This is a genomic window from Christiangramia sp. (assembly GCF_029937855.1).
In the GTDB taxonomy this organism is placed as follows: domain Bacteria; phylum Bacteroidota; class Bacteroidia; order Flavobacteriales; family Flavobacteriaceae; genus Christiangramia.
Map to the genome: position 1 here is coordinate 1 of NZ_JAPYPC010000020.1, position 19,477 is coordinate 19,477.

Genomic DNA, 19,477 nt, shown 5'->3' on the forward strand with positions numbered 1-19,477 from the left:
TTGTTTTGCCTTTTTGATGCTTCTATTTAGCAATAAACTTAAGATTAGCGCAAGGATAATCGCGCCGGTAAAAACATAGAACACTGGAATATAACTCCCCGTTCGCGTGTAGATCTGAGAAACCAGGGTAGGGCCAATCAAGCCTCCCAGGGACCAGGTGGTGAGCAGATAACCGTGAATGGCTCCCAACTCTTTTGTTCCGAAGAGATCTCCTATAAAAGCTGGAAGATTAGAAAATCCTCCGCCATAGCAGCTTACCACCAGGAATATCAGCACTTGAAAGATTAAGGCACTGCTTGTGATGGGGAGCGTGATAAACGCGATTAATTGAATGATAAAGAAAATGATGAAAATTTTTGGACGGGTTAAATAATCTGAAGCCGCGGCCCAGCCGATTCTTCCTCCACCATTAAATATACCCATTAAACCTACCATGGTAGCTGCTGCTCCGGCGGAAAGGCCCACGATATTTTGCGCCATAGGGGAAGCTACAGAAATCATCATGATCCCTGCACTGGTATTAATAAGCATCATGCCCCATAACATCCAGAAGTGTTTCGTTTTTACAGCTTCACCGCCAGTGGCCTGTCTTAGATCTTTCTTCACTTTTTGAGTTCCCGCAAGAACAGCTGCTTTCATATCTGCAGGCATCCAGTCTTTAGGAGGTGGAGCGATATATAGAGCTCCCAGCATCATCATTAAAAAATAAGAAACTCCCAGGATATAAAAGGTATAGCTTATTCCGATAGACTGGATCAAACTTGCCGCAACCGGAGCAGTAACTAAAGCCCCTGTTCCAAAGCCTAAAACTGCCATCCCGGTAGCCAGGCCTCGTTTATCCGGAAACCATTTAACCAGGGTTGATACCGGTGAAATATATCCAATTCCTAAGCCAAGTCCGCTTAGGAGGCCATATGAAAGTAGAAAAAGAGTGAGGGAGTCCATAGAAATGGCAAAACCCGAACCTGCCTGACCTAAACTGAATAAAATTGCAGCGAGCATGGCTGATTTTCTGGGACCGCTTCTTTCAACAAATCTTCCGAATAATGCTGCCGAACCACCCCCCAAAACCATCATAATAGTAAATGCTGTGGTGACCGAAGCTACAGACCAGCCTTTGGTTTCAACTAATGGTTGGGTGTAAACACTATAAGCGTAGGCTGCACCAATAGAAACATGAATGGCTATCGCTGATGCGGCAATAAGCCAACGGTTTTTAAGATTTCTTTCCTTCTTTTTGCCTTTAATCATTGTTGTTTCGACTAAATTTTATGAAAAATAGAAACAATGATAAGTTTTTATTAACAGAAATCTAACTTGATTGCTGTTTTATTTATTCAAAATAAAAAACTGCTGCAAATAAAAAGAGGAACCATTTGGCTCCTCTTTTAAATATATTACTGGCAGAATTAATTAGCTACCTAGTTATCTTTCTGAGACTGTGCCTCTACTTTGTCTTCCAGTTTTTCTTCTTTACGCCGTTCTTTTAAAAAATCTTTCAGCTCTTTACCATATTTAGACTTTTTAACCTTTGGTGCTAAAGAACTATAGATGGTGTCGAGATATTTAATATTAGCATCAAATACTTCGGAAAGTGCTAGATACGGGGCTACTTCGTGCTCTTTATTGTTAATTGCAAAGTTCACCGTATATAGATATTTTCTTTTCAGGAGGCCTTCGTATTTTTTATCGATTTCCATTAATTTCTCCTCATCCTGCGCTTTTTCAGCTTCAAAACTAGCTTTGATAAGTTCTAGATTCTGATCATTGAACCTGCTGATCATTTTACGGTATTCCATCAACTTCTCCTGGTTTACAGAACCAATTATCTCTGCGCCGGTTTCAAATTTTTCCAGTTTTGTATTGATGGTTACCTGTCCCTCATCTGCAAAAAAACTTATGCGGTCATCATATTTATTGTTATCTACTTTATTTAAATATAAATACATGATCTGTGGACTCTCTATATAGGTTTCCATAGAAAACATTGGGTCTCCATCTACCACTACCGAATCTAAAATCACTAAACTTGTATCATCGATCTTTTGCAGGTACAATGTTCCTTTTTTCAGTCCTTTAACCTCACCACTCACCACCAGATTGCTTTCTTTTTCAGAACAGGAAGTAATACTGATCAGGATGATTAAAAGAAGAGCTAATTTTTTCATTTTCGAATTCAGATTTTAAAGAGCGCAAATATCTTATAATTTTCTTTTTAATACTAACTGCCGGCAGCTATTTGCATTAAAATTGTACACAGGATAGCACCATAGGTTCCAACCACGTATCCAAATACGGCGAGTAGTACACCTACGGTAGCTAAAGATGGATGGAATGCTGCTGCTACCACTGGTGCCGATGCCGCTCCGCCAACATTTGCCTGGCTTCCCACTGCAAGGAAAAAGTATGGTGCTTTAATAATTTTAGCAGTTACAAGAAGTACGATAACATGAATTAAGATCCAAACAAGTCCTATGGCAATCAAGCCCGGGTTATCCAGGATCATGGTAAGGTCCATTTTCATACCAATCGTTGCTACCAGGATATAAATGAAAATACTTCCAATTTTACTTGCTCCTGCTCCTTCATATTTCTTCATTTTAGTGAATGATAGGAGTATACCTATGGCAGTAGCAATAGTGATCATCCAGAAAAACTGGGAAGAGAAAGACGAGAGCGCACTTTTTGAATCATTAAAAACATCAAAAGTGGCAAGAAGATATTCTGAAATATTATCAGCTCCCCAATGGGCAATCCCCACGGCACCGAAGGCCAGTGCCAGCATAATCATGAAATCAGGTAATTCCGGAACTCTTGTCACACTTTTAGCATAGTCGCTAACTTTTACCTTTAATTCTTCAATAGCAGAATTATCAGCTTTTAACCAGGAATCTATTTTTTCATTTTTACCAATTCCCATAAGGATAATGGCCATCCAGAGGTTTGCTACCACAATATCTACCAGCACCATTCCGCCGTAGAGATCTGGGTTATATTCATAAATTTCGAGCATTGCTGCCTGGTTAGCTCCTCCGCCAATCCAGCTACCGGCAATAGTGGAAAGTCCCCTCCAGATCGCATCAGGACCAACGCCGCCAACGGTTTCAGGAGAAATAGCAGAGATGATTAAAACTGCAATGGGACCACCCAATACAATCCCTATGGTACCGGCAAAGAACATGATCAATGCCTTTGGACCCAGGTTAAAAATAGCTTTCAAATCTATACTTAAGGTCATTAAGACCAGTGCTGCGGGCAAGAGATATCTGCTGGCTACAAAATAGAGTTGTGATATGTCGTCATCTATTAGACCCAGAGAATTAAAGATTGCCGGGATGAGATAGCACATTAAGAGTGCAGGCACCACTTTATAGAACTTGCTCCAAAAACCCTCTTTTTTTGATGAGGTGTAAAAAACAAATCCAAGCGCAATCATTAGCAAACCAAAGACTATAGCGTCATTAGTGAAGACGGTAGTAGTTTCCATATATAATTAGAATAGGTTGGCCGGCAAAATACAATTTTTATTATATCCTGCTATACCAGATTTTGAAGTTATAATTTGAGTAATTCGATGATGCTTTTGGCAACTCCATCTTCTTTCCCTGGAGTAGTAACCATATGGGCTATTTCCAGAACTTCTGGTTTGGCATTTCCTACTGCGATTCCCATTCCGACCCCTCTTATCATTTCCACATCGTTATAATTATCTCCAAATGCCATGCTTTGAGAAAGTGGTAGTTTAAAGTGGTTGTCTAATAAATGCTGAACAGCGGTAAGTTTCGAGATTGTTCTTGGTGCAATTTCCAAATAGGTTGGTTTGGAACGATAGAGGTGTAGCTGATCAGGGAAATTCTCCTTGAGAAACTCCTTAATAGCATCTATTTTTTCTTCCTCACCCATGGCCATTATTTTATGTGCTCCTTTATTTTCCTTTCGCCATTTCTCTATTACAAGTTGATTGCTTTTAAATTCTGGTTGAATTTTTGTGTTATTAATCTCTCGCTGTGTCCAAAAATCATCTCTGGGAACATACCATTCATCATGATGAAACAGGCTTAGATGTACATCAAGCTTCTGGTTAAATTTATGAAGTTCAGAAAGGATCTCGATAGGAATTTCGGTTGAACTCACCGGTTTGCCATCAACAAGGATTAAACCTCCGTTATAACTTATCAAAGGAAGGTGTTCAATCTCCATTTTTTTCTGAAGATGTTTCATCGCAGCGGGCATTCTGGACGAAATCAGAATAAACGGGATCGCTTCTTTTGAAAGTTTTTTAATGGTTTCAATGGTATATTCGGAAAGATCTCTGTCGGCATTTAGCAGGGTGCCGTCTATGTCGGAGAAAATAATCTTAAACATTATTCTTCTTGCTTTTTGGTTTTAGGGTTTCTTTTGGCTTCTTTAAGTGCTTTGTTCAGCATCCACTCAATCTGTCCATTGGTACTTCTAAATTCATCAGAAGCCCATTTCTCAATAGCTTTTAGCATATCTTCATCTACTCTTAATGCGAATGCTTTCTTTTTGCCCATAATTTACTCAAGTTCTTTGATAAATTCGGTAATAATCGGGATCAATTCAGGATGTAGTGGTCTGTTTGGTTCATTATAAGATTTAGTATTTACCAATCTATCGTTACTTTCCACCTCTCTGAAAATATGATTCATCTTTTCAAGCAGCACCAATTCAGAATTATCACTTGCAGCATGGAGCATTTCGGCTTGTTTAGGTTCTGTTTGAATATCTGAAGTTCCATTGATGATCAAAACAGGTATCTTAAGCTCTTTTATTTCTTCGGAAGGATCGTACTGCATCCAGCTAAGCATATAAGGTTGTACGCTGGATCTAAAGAGTGATTCCAGCATAGGATTATAACCGGTCGTTTTTCCCTGTTCTTTGAGTTCGTTAAATGCCTTCCTGGCATTTTCTCCTAATTGTGGAGCCATTTTATTAACCTGTTCTACTATAATATTGTCTATAGGTTCCCCTGCACCTGCTAAGGAAATGAAAGCGTCTGCTCTTCCTTTTGCTGCTAAAATCCCTACCAGGGAACCTTCACTGTGCCCGGCGATTATTAAATTTTTATAAGTGTTTTTTTCTCTATAATAATCCAGGATGTCTTCTACATCGCTTACAAAATCATTAAAATGAAGATCTTCTTCTTTAAGCTTCAGTTCATGCATTTTAAAAATACGTTTGTCAAAACGGTAAGAGGCAATTCCGTTTTCTGCCAGTTCACGGGCTATCTTCTTAATACCGTCGTTTTTGGCCATGGACTGATTTCCATCCCGATCTGTAGGGCCAGAACCCTGGATGAAAATAACCAGGTTTTTAGCTTCTGTATTTGAAGGGCTGGTGAGTGTACCTTCGGTTACCTCATTAATCTTTAATTCCACCTCATCATAATTAATATTTTGTGCAAATCCTGTTTGGAAAACGATTAAAAAAATAACCTTCAATATATATTTACTCATAATTCCCTAAATTTTCCTGATAATGCTTCAATACCCTTTTTGCTTCTTCGGGTTTATTAGTTCCTATAAGGAACTTTTTTCCGTCTTTTGTAACCATTTGAATTCCTATATTTCCAGAGACGTTGTAGGCTTTGGAATTACCTAAGCCACGTATTCCCCAACCTCCATATTCGGCAATAGGGGAATATTTCCTTACATAGCATTTGCTAATTTCATTCCATTTAAAATCTTTTCTGAAATATTAATAGGTTCAAATTCTGCTTTAATTCCAGAACCGTCAATCTTTGTATTTAGTTGTAAGACCCAGAAAAGGATAATAATAAGTACCACCACTCCAAATGCAATAAATTTTGAAGTTACTGGAGCCAATTTATCGTAACTATTAATAAGAACCAGGCAGCTACCGATCAAGGCGAGGCCCATAATGAAGAGCATCCACCATTGTCTAAAGGCCTGATTTTCGCTAAATTTCCGCATTCTAGTGATTAAGTGTTCCAGCATTAACTACCGGGGTGGCATCTTTATCCCCGCATAATACCACCATAAGATTGCTTACCATAGCTGCACGGCTTTCCGCGTCAAGATCTACAACCTTTTTCCGGCTGAGTTCCTCCAGAGCCATTTCAACCATACTAACAGCTCCTTCAACAATTTTATGCCTTGCAGCAACGATGGCGGTGGCCTGCTGTCTTTTAAGCATGGCACTTGCAATTTCATTGGCATAGGCGAGGTAACCAATCCTGGCTTCCAGTACTTCGATTCCAGCGATATTCAGTCGTTCTTCCAGTTCTTTTTCCAATGCGTCACTCACCTCATTCATGCTTGAACGCAAGGTAATGTCTTCATCCAGGCCTTCATCAGCAAAATTATCATAAGGATAGAGACTGGCAAGTTTTCTCACGGCGGCATCTGTTTGCACAACTACGAAATTTTCAAAATTATCAACATCGAAAGAAGCCTTGAAAGTATCCATTACCCTCCATACTAATATAGTGCTTATCATTACCGGATTACCCAACTTATCGTTTACTTTTAAGCGCTCACTATCAAAATTTCTAGCTCTTAGTGAAATTTTTTTCTTCGTAAAAAAAGGATTCACCCAGAATAAACCATTCCGTTTTACAGTTCCCCGGTAGTCTCCAAAAAGCAATAAAACCCTTGATTCATTGGGGTTCACCAAAATTAATCCCGGTAATATTAGGAGCGCTATAAATAATGTGATCGCCCAAATAGGACTTCCAGTAGCTGTAAATCCTACAATACTTCCTATTAAGAATATAATAAATACAAATAGCATTATATAGCCGTTAAAAGCTTTCATCGATTTTTCCTGTGTCATAATTGAAATAGTGTTTGATATTAAAATGATATTATAAATATATAATAATAAATTACGCTTTTAATATTTTCGCTGGTTTTTTTATTAGCTTGATTATATTTGCATCAAATTTGAATGAACATGAAAAAACTGCTTCTATCTTTAATTGCTGTATTTCTTATAAATATTTCTTTTGCGAATGATGCTGACTGGGGTAAAACGGGACACCGCGCCACGGCTGAAATTGCTGAAAACCATTTGAACAAGAAGGCTAAAAAAGCTATAGATGAGCTTTTAAATGGTTACGGGCTGGCATTTGTAGCGAATTATGCCGATGATATTAAAAGTGATCCTGAATACAGGGAATTTGGTCCCTGGCATTACGTAAATATAGATCCGGAGTCTGAAAAATATGAAATTGAAAGAGCTAGCGAAAGTGGGGATCTGGTACAGGCTATTAAAAAATGTGTAGAGGTCTTAAAAGATGAAAATTCTTCCAGACAAGAGAAGCAATTTTACTTAAAAATGCTGGTTCATTTTGTAGGAGATTTGCATCAGCCATTTCATACGGGTCATGCAGAAGATAAAGGGGGAAATGATATTCAGGTTAGATGGTTTAAGGAAGGTTCTAATATTCATAGGGTTTGGGATAGTGAAATGATCAACTTTTACCAAATGAGTTATACAGAATTGGCCATAAATACAAAAAATCTTTCCAAATCTGAAATTCAATCTATTAAGAAAGGAGAATTACTGGACTGGGTTTATGAGTCCAGAGCCATGGCCGAAGATCTTTATGCGGGGGTTGAAAATGGTGATAAATTAGGATATTCCTATATGTATGAGCATATGCCTACCGTATTGGGACAATTACAAAAAGGAGGCATTCGTCTGGCAAAAATTTTGAACAACATTTATTCTTAAAGTAATTTTCGAAAGGTGAGATTAATCCTGGGGGAATCTATTTTCCGGGTTTTAGGGAGCTGATGTTTCCAGAATTCCTGTGTAGTTCCCTTCATTAATAAAAGGCTGCCATGTTGCAGCCTTATTTTATATCTGGCGGTTTTAATCTTTGTATGTTTCAAATGAAAAATTCTTTCAGCTCCAAGGCTTATAGATGCAATTACTGGATTTACGCCTAATTCTTTTTCATCATCTGCATGCCAGCCCATGCTATGGTTTCCATCACGATAAAGATTTGCCAGGCAGACATTAAATTTTACGGGAGCAAACAGTGTCTCACATCTAGTTTGGATCATTTTTAATTCTTCTGAAAATTCCTGAGGATGCATTCGGAGTCCGGAATATTTATAGACTTTACCAGCTTCCCCAAATAAAATGCTTAATCTTGGTTGCAAAAGCTCTTTTCCAAAGAGTTTAATGGTATCCTGCTTCCACCCGGTATAATTCCATAAGTGATGGTATAGATGATCAGCTTCTTTTTTATTCAGAAAATTCGGAAAATACGCTAATTCAGCATCTGGTAAATGAATAATTTCGTTTTCCATAGCTTAGAATTGCAAATAGAACCAGGCCCACCAAATCAGTAAAAACTGTAAGGGTAATCTTACAACTAAAGCCCATTTTGGCAGTCCGGCTGCAGCTTTCCTGGAAGATAACATATAGAAATGTACCAGTAGGAATACCAGAAGCATCAGAATGATCCCATAAATGGCGAAATCTTTGGTTTCGGGAAAACAGAGTCCTATCCCTAGGCCAATTTCCGCAAGACCACTTAAATATACCAACAGTTTATGGGCGGGGAGATATTGTGGCATTATTCGCATATACATTCTGGGTTTGATAAAATGAAATATACCCGCGAAAATATACATAGCAGCCATTAAATATAAGTGCCAGGGGAAAATCATACAGAGCAATTTTTTTCAATATAAGGTAATTATGCAATTAAGAAAAACTCTGCAGAATCAATGTCTATAATAAAAAAATGTTGTGTAAGTTCTTTAAATAGAGTAATTTCAGCGTCCAAAATCTAATTATTTAACCTAATTATAATCATTGATAATAAAATATCCTGGCTTTTTTCTAATATTATTTTTTTGCTGCAGCATCAGTTCTGCGCAGGAAAAACATTCCGTAGCTAAGGACTCTCTGCAGGCTATTCTGGAAGAAATTATTGGCCACATTAAGGAATATCATTACGAACAGGCCATTGAAGATGCTCATCATCTGCTCAATGAAGCAAAAGAGGATAGTAATAATTATTATGTTTCCCATGCCTATAACACTTTAGGACATGTCTATTTAGACCTAAAGGATAGTGCGCGTGCTCGAAAAAACTATACACTTGGTCTGGAATATGCGCAGATGGTAGAAAATGATACTATCCTGATGAGATCTTATAATAATTTAGGAAATATTTACTCTGAAATTCCTGAAACCATCAATAGAGGTATTGAATATTATAATGAGGTAATTAGGCTGGCAAAAAAAATAGATGATTCTTCTGAACTTATAATTCCCAAATCCAATATTGGTTGGACTTATTTGGATAATGGAAAATACAAAGAAGCTTATCCATACATTAAAGAAGCTCTACAAATATTAGAATCTTTAAATTCTTCAAATAAACATGAGACTTTAAACCAACAGGATTATTTATACTCCCAGATTTATATGTTGCATGGCAGATATTTTGCTCATACACAAAATTATGACACTGCAACTTATTTTTTCGATAAGTCTATTGAGCTTGCTGTAAAGGATTCTCTGATTCTTCCGGCGGCAGAATCTTTTAAGGCTTATGCAAAAATGCTAGGAGAAAAAGGGGATTATGAAGGAGCTTACCAGGCTCAGCTAAAATTTAATGAATACAATTCTAAAGTTTTTGAAAGTGAGAAGCTAAGGCAGATGGAGATTGCTAATGCCAGGTTCAATATAAGTGAGTATAGAAAAAACCTTGAGATAGCCGAACGGGAACAGATTTATCAGGAAAATATTATAGAAAAATCTAAAGAGAAAATGGCAGTGATGGTGATTTCTTCCATTATTTTAGTTTTTATTCTGGTGTTTCTTTATAAAATAAACCGTGACCGTAGAAATCTTATTAGCAAATTAAAGAATAAAAATAAGCAGTATAAAGAAGCAAAGGTAGAAGCTGAGAACCTTTCGCTCATGAAAACCCGTTTCTTTAGTACGGTTAGTCATGAGATTAGAACCCCTTTATATGGTGTGATAGGCATTACCTCATTATTATTGGAAGAAGAAAGCCTCGGGAAACATAAATCAGATTTAAAATCCCTGAAGTTTTCTGCAGATTATCTTTTAGCCCTTATTAATGATGTACTTCAAATGAATAAAATGGAGTCTAATGAAATGAAACTGGAGAGAGTCTCATTTAGTCTTCGGGATCAGGTAAAGAGTATTTTAAAAAGTTTTGAATTTACCCGGGTACAGAATAAAAATCAATTACATCTCGAATATGATGAGAATATCCCGGAATTTTTGATGGGAGATTCTATTAGGCTTTCCCAGGTTTTAATGAATCTGGTGGGAAATGCCATGAAATTTACTGAAAGGGGAAATATCCATTTCACGGTGAAACAGCTAAAAGCCAGTAATGATCAATCTAAAATATTTTTTGAAATTAAGGATGATGGTCCCGGCATTCCTGAAAGCAAACGAAAAGTAATTTTTGAAGAGTTCTCCCAGCTAGATAATTCAAATTATAATTATCAGGGAACCGGGTTGGGACTTCCTATTGTAAAAAGATTGTTAAAGCTTTTTAGTTCCCAAATAAAGCTTGAGAGTAAAGAAGGAGAAGGCTCCAGCTTTAGTTTCAGCATTTTATTTGATGTAGATACTACAAAGACAGAAAATGTTAAAATAAAGGGGGATTTGGCAATGAAAGAATTTTCAGATCAAAAGGTGATACTTATTGTAGATGATAATCGTATTAATCAGGTGGTAACCCGCAGAATATTAGAAAAGAAAGGATTTATTTGTGAAGTGGCAGGAGATGGAATGAAGGCTATAGAACTTGTGAAAAATGCCAGTTTTGATCTGGTTTTAATGGATGTAAATATGCCTGGTATTTCAGGACTGGAAGCCTCGAAAAAGATTAGGGAATTTAATAAAGAAATTCCAATTCTCGCCTTAACAGCAGTAGAGGTGGAAGAAATTCGCGAGGAAATCCAGGCAGCTGGAATGACGGGGATTATCATCAAACCTTATGATGTTCAGCAATTCTACCAAATTATTTATAAGAATCTGAGTATGAAAAGAATGCCAGAGGAAGTATAATATTACTTCGTTATATTTTTGGCCTTTTTAGGGGCTTTAAAGAAATCATCTTCAGGAGAGAAAAACTTTATATTTGATATTTGAGCTTCTCCAAGTTCTTTTCCAAAACCTTCTTCGCTATCCCAATTGTGAAAACTCCAGCGGGTTGCCATAACCACATCTTTGATATTTTTATAATCTGAATATACGATGGCATGTGGATTTTCTTCAGCCTTTTCCTGAGCTGTACCAAAAGTTACGATATATGCAGCTGCTTTTAGGCGGTTTGTATCAGGATCTTTATAAATTAAATACCAATCGTCTGGGGAATCTCCAACATTCGACTCGAAACTAAGCCTGGAAGTATCATACTTTGTACGGTCTAACATTTTAGGTTCCTTTTCTTCCCATACAGTTCCCGGATCTGTCAGTTTAAAAGGCATGGCGAAAAAGTACTGCCATGTGAAAATATCGAATCTAGCGCCATCAGCTTTTGCAGTGTCTGGGGTGATATAAACCTGTTCGCCATCATAAATCACCGAAGTCCCGTTCGCTTTATCCAATCTCACTTTAGAAGAATTTGTAGTCATACTTACCGTTCCTTCAAGTCTTGTTTTTCCTCCAAATTCTAAATTAATATCATATGAAACAGCCTCTTTCATCATAAAAGCTGTTTTGTTGTGTGCTTCTTCAATATTTTCTGAAAAAGAAAAAACTTTTGGAGGTGTCGCTCCATCGCCAATACCATTATCTGGTTCTACAGGGATTTTTTCTTCAGAATTATTCTGTTTACAACTTATGATGGAAAGGAAAATCAATAACAACATACAAGGTTTCATAACAGGAAATTTTTTTAAAAGTACGAAAGAAAGGGGTGTAAAAAAACCGCTTCCAAAAAAGAAAGCGGTTTAAAAAAATTATTCGGGATTTGATTATTTAACCATTTCAAAACTTCTTTTAATGAAGCTGGTAAGTTCTTCTCCTTTCAGAAGGTTTTGAGATAATCTGGCAAGATCCAGGGATTGTTTTATAAGACGTTGCTGTTTTTTCTCAGTTTTCGTGTTTAAAATAGTATTGATCAGGTCATGATTGGTATTCACCACCAGATTATACATTTCTGGCATATTGCCCATTCCAAACATTCCGCCGCCACCGGTTTGCTGCATTTCTTTCATTCTACGCATAAATTCCGGTTGGGTTATGATCAATGGTGCAGCGTTGCTATCCATTGCTTCCATCTGGATCGTATACTTTTCAGCAGGAATTACCTTTTCAAAATCCGTCTTCAGCTTTTCTTTTTCTTCGTCGGAAAGCTTGGAGATCTTCTCGTCATCTTTTTTAATAAGATTATCCACATGATCTGAATCTACTCTTACAAAAGATATCTTTTCTTTCGAGGTTTCCAGTTTTTGAAGCAAATGGGAAACAATAGGAGAATCCAGTAATAAAACTTTATATCCTTTATCTTTTGCAGCTTCAATATAGCTATGCTGCTCATTCTCGTTAGAAGCATAAAGAACTACCATCTTACCGTCTTTATCGGTTTGATTCTCTTTAATTGCTTCCTCTAATTCAGCAAAGGTATAATAGTCTCCCTCGGTTGTTGGATAAAGTGCAAATTTTTCGGCTTTCTCAAAGAATTTATCTTCGGAAAGCATACCGTATTCAATAACGATCTTAATATCGTTCCACTTCTTCTCAAAATCTTCACGATTGTTATTGAAAAGACTCTTCAGCTTATCTGCCACTTTTCTGGTAATATAGCTAGAGATCTTTTTTACAGCACCATCTGCCTGAAGGTATGATCTTGAAACGTTCAAAGGAATATCTGGAGAATCAATTACACCACGAAGCATGGTTAGGAACTCGGGAACAATTCCCTCAACATTATCGGTTACAAAAACCTGGTTTTGATAAAGCTGAATTTTATCCTTCTGAATATTCATATCCTGAGTCATCCTTGGAAAATATAGAATTCCGGTAAGGTTGAAAGGATAATCTACGTTTAGGTGAATATGGAAAAGAGGCTCCTCGAATTGCATAGGGTACAATTCCCTGTAGAACTCATTATAATCTTTTTCTTCAAGATCTGTAGGTTGTTTGGTCCAGGCCGGCTCTGGATTGTTGATGATGTTATCAACGGTTTGGGTTTCCGGTTTAGCGTCTTCCTTTGCATCGTCTGGAAGTGGTAAAGTTTCCTCCTTAGTTCCGAATTTGATCGGAATAGGCATAAACTTGTTATACTTCACTAGCAATTCCTGAATTCTATTCTCTTCCAGGAATTCTTTATCTTCTTCATTAATATGAAGAATGATCTCGGTACCATGCTCTTTCTTATCGGCATCTTCTAACGTAAATTCAGTAGTTCCCTCACATATCCAGTGGGCTGCCGGTTCGTCTTTATGTGATTTGGTAATTATTTCTACTTTATTTGCTACCATAAAAGCAGAATAAAAACCAAGACCAAAATGGCCAATAATGCCACTGTCTTTAGCAGAATCTTTATATTTTTCAAGGAATTCTTCTGCGCCAGAGAAAGCCACTTCGTTGATGTACTTCTCAACTTCCTCTTTTGTCATCCCAATTCCCTGGTCTATTACGTGAAGCGTATTGTTTTCCTTATTGATCTTCACCTCGATATAAGGATTACCATAGTCTACATTCGCTTCCCCTAACTGACTTAAATGCTTAAGTTTTAGAGTAGCATCGGTTGCATTTGATATAAGCTCCCTCAAAAAGATTTCATGATCACTGTATAAAAACTTCTTGATGAGCGGAAAAATGTTTTCAACAGATACATTTATTTTTCCGGTTGCCATATTGTAAATTTTAAAATTTTGATTCGTCCAGTTGATTTCAAAAAAAATACCATTCACGATTCGCTGCCAAACTGGCATTCCTGTAATTTTTATATATGCCATTCGTCTAAAAGATCGATCGGTAACTAAAAGGAAATCATTTTTAACATAACTTTGTTTAATGTTTTTAAATAAAACATAAACAAAGTTGTATTTTTGATTAGAAGATAAAGTTATGGCGAAGAAAATGGGAAATAGCAAAGTGAAGCAGAAACCAGATGCAGATGAACTAATAGCTATATATATGGATTATGTTCTGGAGCACGAAAAAACGCCCAAAAGCGTATATAAGTTTGCAAAGCTTAATGATATGAGCGAGCACGACTTCTATCAATATTTTGGGAGTTTTGAAGGCCTGCGAAAAGCGATTTGGGATAAGTTTTTTGAGAATAGTATTAACGTGATGGAGAAATCTAAAGAATATACAGCTTTCTCAAATCGCGAAAAATTGCTCACATTCTTTTATACATTTTTTGAAGTGCTTACCGCCAACCGAAGCTATGTTCTATACGTTCTAGGTGAAAATAGAAACTCTATGAAAAATTTAGAACAGCTTAAAACGCTTAGAAAAAGAATGAAAAATTATGCTAAAACACTTATTCAGGATGGCAATGTTGAGAAATCCTTAAAACTTTTTCAGCAAAATGAAATGATATTCTCTGAAGGGGTGTGGGTACAATTTTTATTCCTCCTGAAATTTTGGATGGACGACAATTCTGCAGGTTTTGAGAGTACAGATATAGCGATTGAGAAATCAGTGAATACGGTATTTGATCTTTTTGAGAATACCCCTCTGGAGCGTGTAGTTGATTTAGGTAAATTTCTATGGAAAGAAAGAAAGGCATAAGGCGGGAAAATATATGAAAACTATAGATAAAATACCTACGGGCAAAATTGGCAGAACGGGTAAACTGGTTCAAACCGGAGTCAAAATTGGGGGTAATTACCTTAAATATTATGGCAAAAAAGCATTTAATTCTGAATTGACAAGGGATGAGCTGGATAAAGATAATGCCAGTGATATATATGACGGGCTAAAAAGTTTAAAGGGGAGTGCTCTAAAAGTTGCCCAAATGCTATCCATGGAAAAGAATTTATTACCTGGAGCATACGTAGAAAAATTTAGTTTGGCGCAATTTAGCGTACCGCCATTGTCAGCTCCGCTTGTTAGGAAAACATTCAAAAAGTATAACGGGGAATATCCTGAAAATTTATATGATACATTTGCAACCCAATCGGTCAACGCGGCCAGCATCGGTCAGGTGCATAAGGCTACAAAAGATGGGAAAAAACTTGCTGTGAAAATCCAATATCCGGGGGTTGCAGATAGTATCAGTTCAGATTTGGCCATGGTAAAGCCAATTGCTTTGAAGATGTTCAATATGCAGGCAAAAGATTCTGAAAAATATTTTAAAGAAGTAGAAGGGAAGCTTCTGGAAGAGACAGATTATATTCTGGAGGTTAAGCAGAGTAAAGAGATTTCTAAAGCCTGCTCACACATTCCAAATTTAAAGTTCCCTAAATATTACGAAGAGCTATCCAGCGAACGCATTATCACGATGGATTGGATGGAAGGTATTCATCTAAGCGAATTTGCGAAGCAGAATGAAGATCAGGAGCTGGCAAATAGAATCGGCCAGGCATTGTGGGATTTCTATATGTTTCAAATACACGGATTAAAACAGGTGCATGCAGACCCTCATCCGGGAAATTTTATGGTTGATGAAGAGAATAATCTCATCGCTATAGATTTTGGATGTATAAAACAAATTCCGGAAGATTTTTATAAACCATATTTTTCATTAACTAATAGAAAAAATCTAAACGATAAAAAATTCTTTTATAGTAGGCTTAATGAGCTTGAAATTCTGAATGAAAAGGATTCGGAGAAAGAGAAGAAATTCTTTTCGGAAATGTTCCACGAAATGTTCACGATGTTTTCTACACCTTATCAATCGGAAACCTTTGATTTTACCGATGAAAGATTCTGGCAACATCTTACGGAACTAAGTGAAAAATATTCAAAAGACCCTGAATTACGTAGAATGAATGGAAATAGGGGAAGCAGGCATTTTCTCTATATGAGTAGGACCTTTTTTGGCCTTTACAATCTATTACATGATCTTAAAGCAAATGTTGAAATTAATAAATTTAGAGTGTATCTCTAATGCTTGGTTAATTGGTTAGATTGAAAGCGTGGCTGATCCCTACATTAGCTACGCTTTTTTATTTACTTCTATTCCAACCCTGTTCTTTAATATAATTTTATCGATTTTTTTCTTCTTTGTTAGGAATAATTTAAAAATAAACACCTCGCTGTTAAACACTTATAAAGTGATTATAATCAGCATTTTAATATTTTATATTCGTTTTATTAACCATAAAATATAGGATTATGAAAACAAGAACTTTAGGTGTTTTAGGTATTTTATTACTTGCTGCTACCAGCGGAATTTGTCAGGATGAGAATTACAGAAATTTTGATGCAAATTCTGATGGAAATTTGGATAGAACAGAATTCGATGAAATGTATAATACCGGTTTTTCTGATTGGGATTCCAATAGGGATGAGGTTATAAACGATAAGGAATTCTATGATAGTACATACCGAAATTTGGATAGAGATCAGGATAATCGTCTATCTCAGCAAGAGTGGGATGATGGATATGAGCGTATGTATGGGGATCATTTAGATACCAATAAATATAATCAGTTTGATGCGGACAGGGATGGTTATATTGATAATGATGAATATTATGAGGGTTTCAAAAATACCGACTTCTATAGTAGTTATGATAAGGATAACGATGGTAATTTAACCCGTGAAGAATTGAATTCAGGAGTGTATAACAGGATGGATGAAGATCAGGATGGCTCAATAAATCAGCGTGAATACCAGCTTTATTCTTCTTATTATGGCACAGAAAACCCTAAAATGAACAGGAATGATTCCGGAAGGAATTAGCATAATAAAAATAAAAAGGCCGTCTAATTATGAAGAGGCATCATTTGCGATCAAAGTTTAATCTTTACTTTGTTCCTGGAATGACAACTTCGACTTTGAGACGGCCTTTTTTATGCTATTAATTAATTTTGAAATTCTTCCTCCGGTTCCGTATTAATGGAATCGGCATTTTTATTTTTCACATATTTATCCAGCCATTGATCCTGCTCCCATAAAACATGCAATACAGATTCCTTGGCGCTGTACCCATGACTTTCCTTAGGTAGCATTACCAGTCTGGCAGTAGCACCAAGGCCTTTCAGAGCATTGAAATATCGTTCACTTTGCATAGGATAGGTCCCTGAATTATTATCTGCTTCTCCGTGAATTAATAGGAGAGGAGTTTTCATCTTATCGGTGTGCATAAAAGGCGACATGGTGTTGTAAACATCGGGAGCTTCCCAATAACTTCTTTCCTCACTTTGAAATCCGAATGGAGTAAGGGTTCTGTTATAGGCACCACTTCTGGCAATTCCGGCAGCAAAAAGATCGGAATGTGACAAAAGATTGGCAGTCATAAATGCGCCATAACTATGGCCGCCCACAGCCACACGGTCTCTGTCTACATAACCCTTTTCAGCAACCGCGTCTATAGCGGCTTTGGCGTTGGCTACTAATTGCTTTCTGAAAGAATCATTTGGTTCTTCATCTCCTTCACCTACAATTGGGAAAGAAGCATCGTCTAACACAACATATCCCCGATTTACCCAGTAAATTGGAGACCCATAATAAGGATAGGTGAAATCGTTCGCGTTTGAAGTGTTTTGTGAGGCAGAATTCTTGTCTTTAAATTCCCGGGGATAAGCCCACATAAACATTGGGAGTTCTTTAGGGTTTTCTTTATCATAACCTGCCGGAAGATAAAGAGTGGCATTTAGCTCTAATCCGTCATCACGTTTATACGTAATCACTTCTTTACTTACTTCTTCCAGGCTTTTAAAGGGATTTTTAAATGAAGTGATCTGGGTTAATTTATCATCGGCATTTATATCTCTAATATAATAATTAGGATATTCGGTAGCAGCCTCAATACGAACCAGGATCTTTCCTTCTTCGATATCTATTGCTTCTACAAGACTCTCTTTTTTATCTTCTAATTTAGACTGGTATAGGCGTTTAGTGTCTCCGTCTTCCAGATCTATCTGATCTACAAATGGGTACTGACCATCTTCAGTGAAGCCTGAACCTAGTAAAAAAGCATCTTCACCATCAAGTTTCAGGATACTTCTGCCAAAATCATTTTTGGTAGTTACAAAATTTCCGGGGTCACTATAAACATCCTGATAGTTCCTGTCAAATATGATCTCTGGATCTTCTGAAGAGTCTGAAGGATCAAAAACATAAGTTTTGGTATTTCTATCGTTCCACCAGTAATCTGTCGCTATGGCCATTTCATCATTTCCCCAAAGAATGCTACTTCCCCGGTTCTTAACTTTCAGCATTGAAGTTCCTTCTCCTGTGAAGGGAGCTTTTAATTGGAAAAATTCATCCCGGTATTCTGCCTCAACTTCAGGATCGCCACCATCAAGGGCCGTAACATACACTAAAGTGGCCGGTTTATCATCACGCCACTGGAAATCCCTTTTTCCTTCACGTTCTGCCATAAAACCTTTTGGAAGATCTTCTATCAAAGGAACATCGTTGATCATACTAACCAGATTACCGGAAGCATCATAAATATTTGTTTCTGAAGGGAATCTGTAGTATGGTACCAGGTATGAGAAAGGTTTTTTAATATTAGTAACCATCACATAATTTCCATCGGGTGAAAAGGATACATCGCTGTACATTTTAGGAGTCATCCATTTGGAAGTGGTTCCGTCAAGATTTACTTTAACCAGCTCAGATCTTGCGAGTTGTTCAAAATTATATTCATCGTTAGGGTTCTTTAATAAATCCTGATAGGTTCTGTTCTGAGCTTCTTTACCGTCACTAACAGAAACTGTAGGGCCTGTGGGAACTGAAGTTTCAGTATCTATGAGTTCTTTTCTGTCTGAAGGCAACATCGTTACCAGCAAAGCCGAATTGTCCCTAAACCAATTTAAAGTACTTCTCATATTGGCATTGAGAGTTCCTTCAGTCAACCTTGTGGCTGTAGCTTTCTCGATATCCAGGACCCAAAGCTCTACACCTTTGTTTGTAGTGTGGGTAAAGGCAATCATAGATTCATCAGGGGACCAGCTAAAATTTGTTAACCGGGGAGATTCGGGTAAACCTTTAACGTTGATAGGCTGGTCTGCTTCTACAGGTTTTACTTTTAAATCGTTGTAATATCTCGCTCTACTATTAATATTGGTCACAGGATTGATCCTTAATCCACCAAGGCGCATTTCTTCCTCGCTTAATTCTGCAATGCTTTTAAATTGATCTCTATATAAAAAAATCATCATTTCTGCATCACTATCAAGGATAGTGGTAGGTGCCAGTGGTACATCAATTAATTCCAGGATTTCCTGGGGTGGTTTCTGGTAATCCAGATTTTCCTGGGCATATACTCCTGAAATAAAAAGGAACATTGCCGAAAGACACATAAAAAGTCGGTTCATAAATGTAATTTTAGTTGAAATTTTAAGGACAG

General features: G+C 37.0%; 18 protein-coding genes. 5 read left to right on the plus strand and 13 right to left on the minus strand.

What is annotated here, in order from left to right; genetic code table 11:
- The 8 genes from Q1K34_RS11190 to Q1K34_RS11225 form a co-directional block, all read right to left on the minus strand.
- On the minus strand, window positions 1-1,251 hold a 1,251-nt coding region (locus Q1K34_RS11190), incomplete at its 3' end, for an OFA family MFS transporter (RefSeq protein WP_300438621.1).
- A 170-nt stretch (window positions 1,252-1,421) separates the two neighbouring features.
- Window positions 1,422-2,168 carry a DUF4369 domain-containing protein gene (locus Q1K34_RS11195; protein ID WP_300438624.1) on the minus strand — a complete coding sequence of 249 codons (747 nt, stop codon included), beginning with the start codon at window positions 2,166-2,168 and terminating at the stop codon, window positions 1,422-1,424.
- A gap of 53 nt (window positions 2,169-2,221) precedes the next feature.
- The gene (locus Q1K34_RS11200; protein WP_300438627.1) at window positions 2,222-3,487 is read right to left on the minus strand and encodes a DUF819 family protein; all 1,266 of its coding nucleotides are present in this window, start codon (window positions 3,485-3,487) and stop codon (window positions 2,222-2,224) included.
- 68 nt (window positions 3,488-3,555) lie between these two features.
- Complete coding sequence (locus tag Q1K34_RS11205) at window positions 3,556-4,365, minus strand: HAD family hydrolase (RefSeq protein WP_300438629.1); 810 nt, start codon at window positions 4,363-4,365, stop codon at window positions 3,556-3,558.
- Window positions 4,365-4,535, minus strand: coding sequence for an Arc family DNA binding domain-containing protein (locus tag Q1K34_RS11210; RefSeq protein WP_300438631.1), 171 nt, complete (start codon window positions 4,533-4,535; stop codon window positions 4,365-4,367). Before Q1K34_RS11210 ends, Q1K34_RS11205 begins: the two co-directional genes overlap by 1 nt.
- 3 nt (window positions 4,536-4,538) lie before the next feature.
- Complete coding sequence (locus Q1K34_RS11215; protein ID WP_300438633.1) at window positions 4,539-5,477, minus strand: alpha/beta hydrolase; 939 nt, start codon at window positions 5,475-5,477, stop codon at window positions 4,539-4,541.
- Window positions 5,478-5,669: 192 nt separating this feature from the next.
- Window positions 5,670-5,954, minus strand: coding sequence for a hypothetical protein (locus Q1K34_RS11220; RefSeq protein ID WP_300438636.1), 285 nt, complete (start codon window positions 5,952-5,954; stop codon window positions 5,670-5,672).
- A gap of 1 nt (window position 5,955) precedes the next feature.
- Window positions 5,956-6,816: an SPFH domain-containing protein gene (locus tag Q1K34_RS11225; protein ID WP_300438639.1), complete on the minus strand. Its 861-nt coding sequence runs from the start codon at window positions 6,814-6,816 to the stop codon at window positions 5,956-5,958.
- Between the two features lie 120 nt (window positions 6,817-6,936).
- Here Q1K34_RS11225 and Q1K34_RS11230 point away from each other — a divergent pair, with 120 nt between their 5' ends.
- Complete coding sequence (locus Q1K34_RS11230; protein ID WP_300438642.1) at window positions 6,937-7,719, plus strand: S1/P1 nuclease; 783 nt, start codon at window positions 6,937-6,939, stop codon at window positions 7,717-7,719.
- Here Q1K34_RS11230 and Q1K34_RS11235 read toward each other — a convergent pair.
- Together Q1K34_RS11235 and Q1K34_RS11240 are read right to left on the minus strand one after the other, a co-directional pair.
- On the minus strand, window positions 7,716-8,303 hold the full coding sequence (locus tag Q1K34_RS11235) for an alpha-ketoglutarate-dependent dioxygenase AlkB (RefSeq protein ID WP_300438645.1): 588 nt from the start codon (window positions 8,301-8,303) through the stop codon (window positions 7,716-7,718). The genes Q1K34_RS11230 and Q1K34_RS11235 overlap by 4 nt on opposite strands.
- A gap of 3 nt (window positions 8,304-8,306) precedes the next feature.
- Window positions 8,307-8,666, minus strand: a complete 360-nt coding sequence (locus Q1K34_RS11240) for a MauE/DoxX family redox-associated membrane protein (protein WP_300438648.1) — start codon at window positions 8,664-8,666, stop codon at window positions 8,307-8,309.
- 148 nt (window positions 8,667-8,814) lie between these two features.
- Here Q1K34_RS11240 and Q1K34_RS11245 point away from each other — a divergent pair, with 148 nt between their 5' ends.
- Complete coding sequence (locus Q1K34_RS11245) at window positions 8,815-11,058, plus strand: response regulator (RefSeq protein WP_300438651.1); 2,244 nt, start codon at window positions 8,815-8,817, stop codon at window positions 11,056-11,058.
- 2 nt (window positions 11,059-11,060) lie between these two features.
- Here Q1K34_RS11245 and Q1K34_RS11250 read toward each other — a convergent pair whose 3' ends face one another.
- Together Q1K34_RS11250 and htpG are read right to left on the minus strand one after the other, a co-directional pair.
- On the minus strand, window positions 11,061-11,864 hold the full coding sequence (locus tag Q1K34_RS11250) for a DUF6503 family protein (protein ID WP_300438654.1): 804 nt from the start codon (window positions 11,862-11,864) through the stop codon (window positions 11,061-11,063).
- Between the two features lie 105 nt (window positions 11,865-11,969).
- Window positions 11,970-13,856 carry a molecular chaperone HtpG gene (gene htpG / locus Q1K34_RS11255; protein ID WP_300438817.1) on the minus strand — a complete coding sequence of 629 codons (1,887 nt, stop codon included), beginning with the start codon at window positions 13,854-13,856 and terminating at the stop codon, window positions 11,970-11,972.
- Between the two features lie 214 nt (window positions 13,857-14,070).
- Between htpG and Q1K34_RS11260 the strand changes: the two genes are divergently transcribed.
- From Q1K34_RS11260 to Q1K34_RS11270, 3 genes are all read left to right on the plus strand, one after another.
- On the plus strand, window positions 14,071-14,742 hold the full coding sequence (locus Q1K34_RS11260) for a TetR family transcriptional regulator C-terminal domain-containing protein (protein ID WP_300438657.1): 672 nt from the start codon (window positions 14,071-14,073) through the stop codon (window positions 14,740-14,742).
- Between the two features lie 13 nt (window positions 14,743-14,755).
- On the plus strand, window positions 14,756-16,063 hold the full coding sequence (locus Q1K34_RS11265) for an AarF/ABC1/UbiB kinase family protein (RefSeq protein ID WP_300438660.1): 1,308 nt from the start codon (window positions 14,756-14,758) through the stop codon (window positions 16,061-16,063).
- Window positions 16,064-16,290: 227 nt separating this feature from the next.
- A complete protein-coding gene (locus Q1K34_RS11270; RefSeq protein ID WP_300438663.1) occupies window positions 16,291-16,860 on the plus strand; it encodes a hypothetical protein in 570 nt (189 codons plus the stop codon).
- A 122-nt stretch (window positions 16,861-16,982) separates the two neighbouring features.
- On the opposite strand, the gene Q1K34_RS11275 is transcribed toward Q1K34_RS11270, so the two are convergent.
- Window positions 16,983-19,445, minus strand: a complete 2,463-nt coding sequence (locus Q1K34_RS11275) for a prolyl oligopeptidase family serine peptidase (RefSeq protein ID WP_300438666.1) — start codon at window positions 19,443-19,445, stop codon at window positions 16,983-16,985.
- Window positions 19,446-19,477: the final 32 nt, after the last annotated feature.

Bases quoted from the DNA above. Each gene is read 5' to 3' on its own strand.
- Q1K34_RS11220 (WP_300438636.1), bottom strand. From the start codon at position 5,954: ATGCGGAAATTTAGCGAAAATCAGGCCTTTAGACAATGGTGGATGCTC.
- Q1K34_RS11260 (WP_300438657.1), top strand. From the start codon at position 14,071: ATGGCGAAGAAAATGGGAAATAGCAAAGTGAAGCAGAAACCAGATGCA.
- Q1K34_RS11275 (WP_300438666.1), bottom strand. From the start codon at position 19,445: ATGAACCGACTTTTTATGTGTCTTTCGGCAATGTTCCTTTTTATTTCA.
- Q1K34_RS11215 (WP_300438633.1), bottom strand. From the start codon at position 5,477: ATGAGTAAATATATATTGAAGGTTATTTTTTTAATCGTTTTCCAAACA.
- Q1K34_RS11270 (WP_300438663.1), top strand. From the start codon at position 16,291: ATGAAAACAAGAACTTTAGGTGTTTTAGGTATTTTATTACTTGCTGCT.
- Q1K34_RS11205 (WP_300438629.1), bottom strand. From the start codon at position 4,365: ATGTTTAAGATTATTTTCTCCGACATAGACGGCACCCTGCTAAATGCC.
- Q1K34_RS11210 (WP_300438631.1), bottom strand. From the start codon at position 4,535: ATGGGCAAAAAGAAAGCATTCGCATTAAGAGTAGATGAAGATATGCTA.
- Q1K34_RS11240 (WP_300438648.1), bottom strand. From the start codon at position 8,666: ATGATTTTCCCCTGGCACTTATATTTAATGGCTGCTATGTATATTTTC.
- Q1K34_RS11200 (WP_300438627.1), bottom strand. From the start codon at position 3,487: ATGGAAACTACTACCGTCTTCACTAATGACGCTATAGTCTTTGGTTTG.
- Q1K34_RS11265 (WP_300438660.1), top strand. From the start codon at position 14,756: ATGAAAACTATAGATAAAATACCTACGGGCAAAATTGGCAGAACGGGT.
- Q1K34_RS11195 (WP_300438624.1), bottom strand. From the start codon at position 2,168: ATGAAAAAATTAGCTCTTCTTTTAATCATCCTGATCAGTATTACTTCC.
- Q1K34_RS11250 (WP_300438654.1), bottom strand. From the start codon at position 11,864: ATGTTGTTATTGATTTTCCTTTCCATCATAAGTTGTAAACAGAATAAT.
- Q1K34_RS11230 (WP_300438642.1), top strand. From the start codon at position 6,937: ATGAAAAAACTGCTTCTATCTTTAATTGCTGTATTTCTTATAAATATT.
- Q1K34_RS11225 (WP_300438639.1), bottom strand. From the start codon at position 6,816: ATGACACAGGAAAAATCGATGAAAGCTTTTAACGGCTATATAATGCTA.
- htpG (WP_300438817.1), bottom strand. From the start codon at position 13,856: ATGGCAACCGGAAAAATAAATGTATCTGTTGAAAACATTTTTCCGCTC.
- Q1K34_RS11235 (WP_300438645.1), bottom strand. From the start codon at position 8,303: ATGGAAAACGAAATTATTCATTTACCAGATGCTGAATTAGCGTATTTT.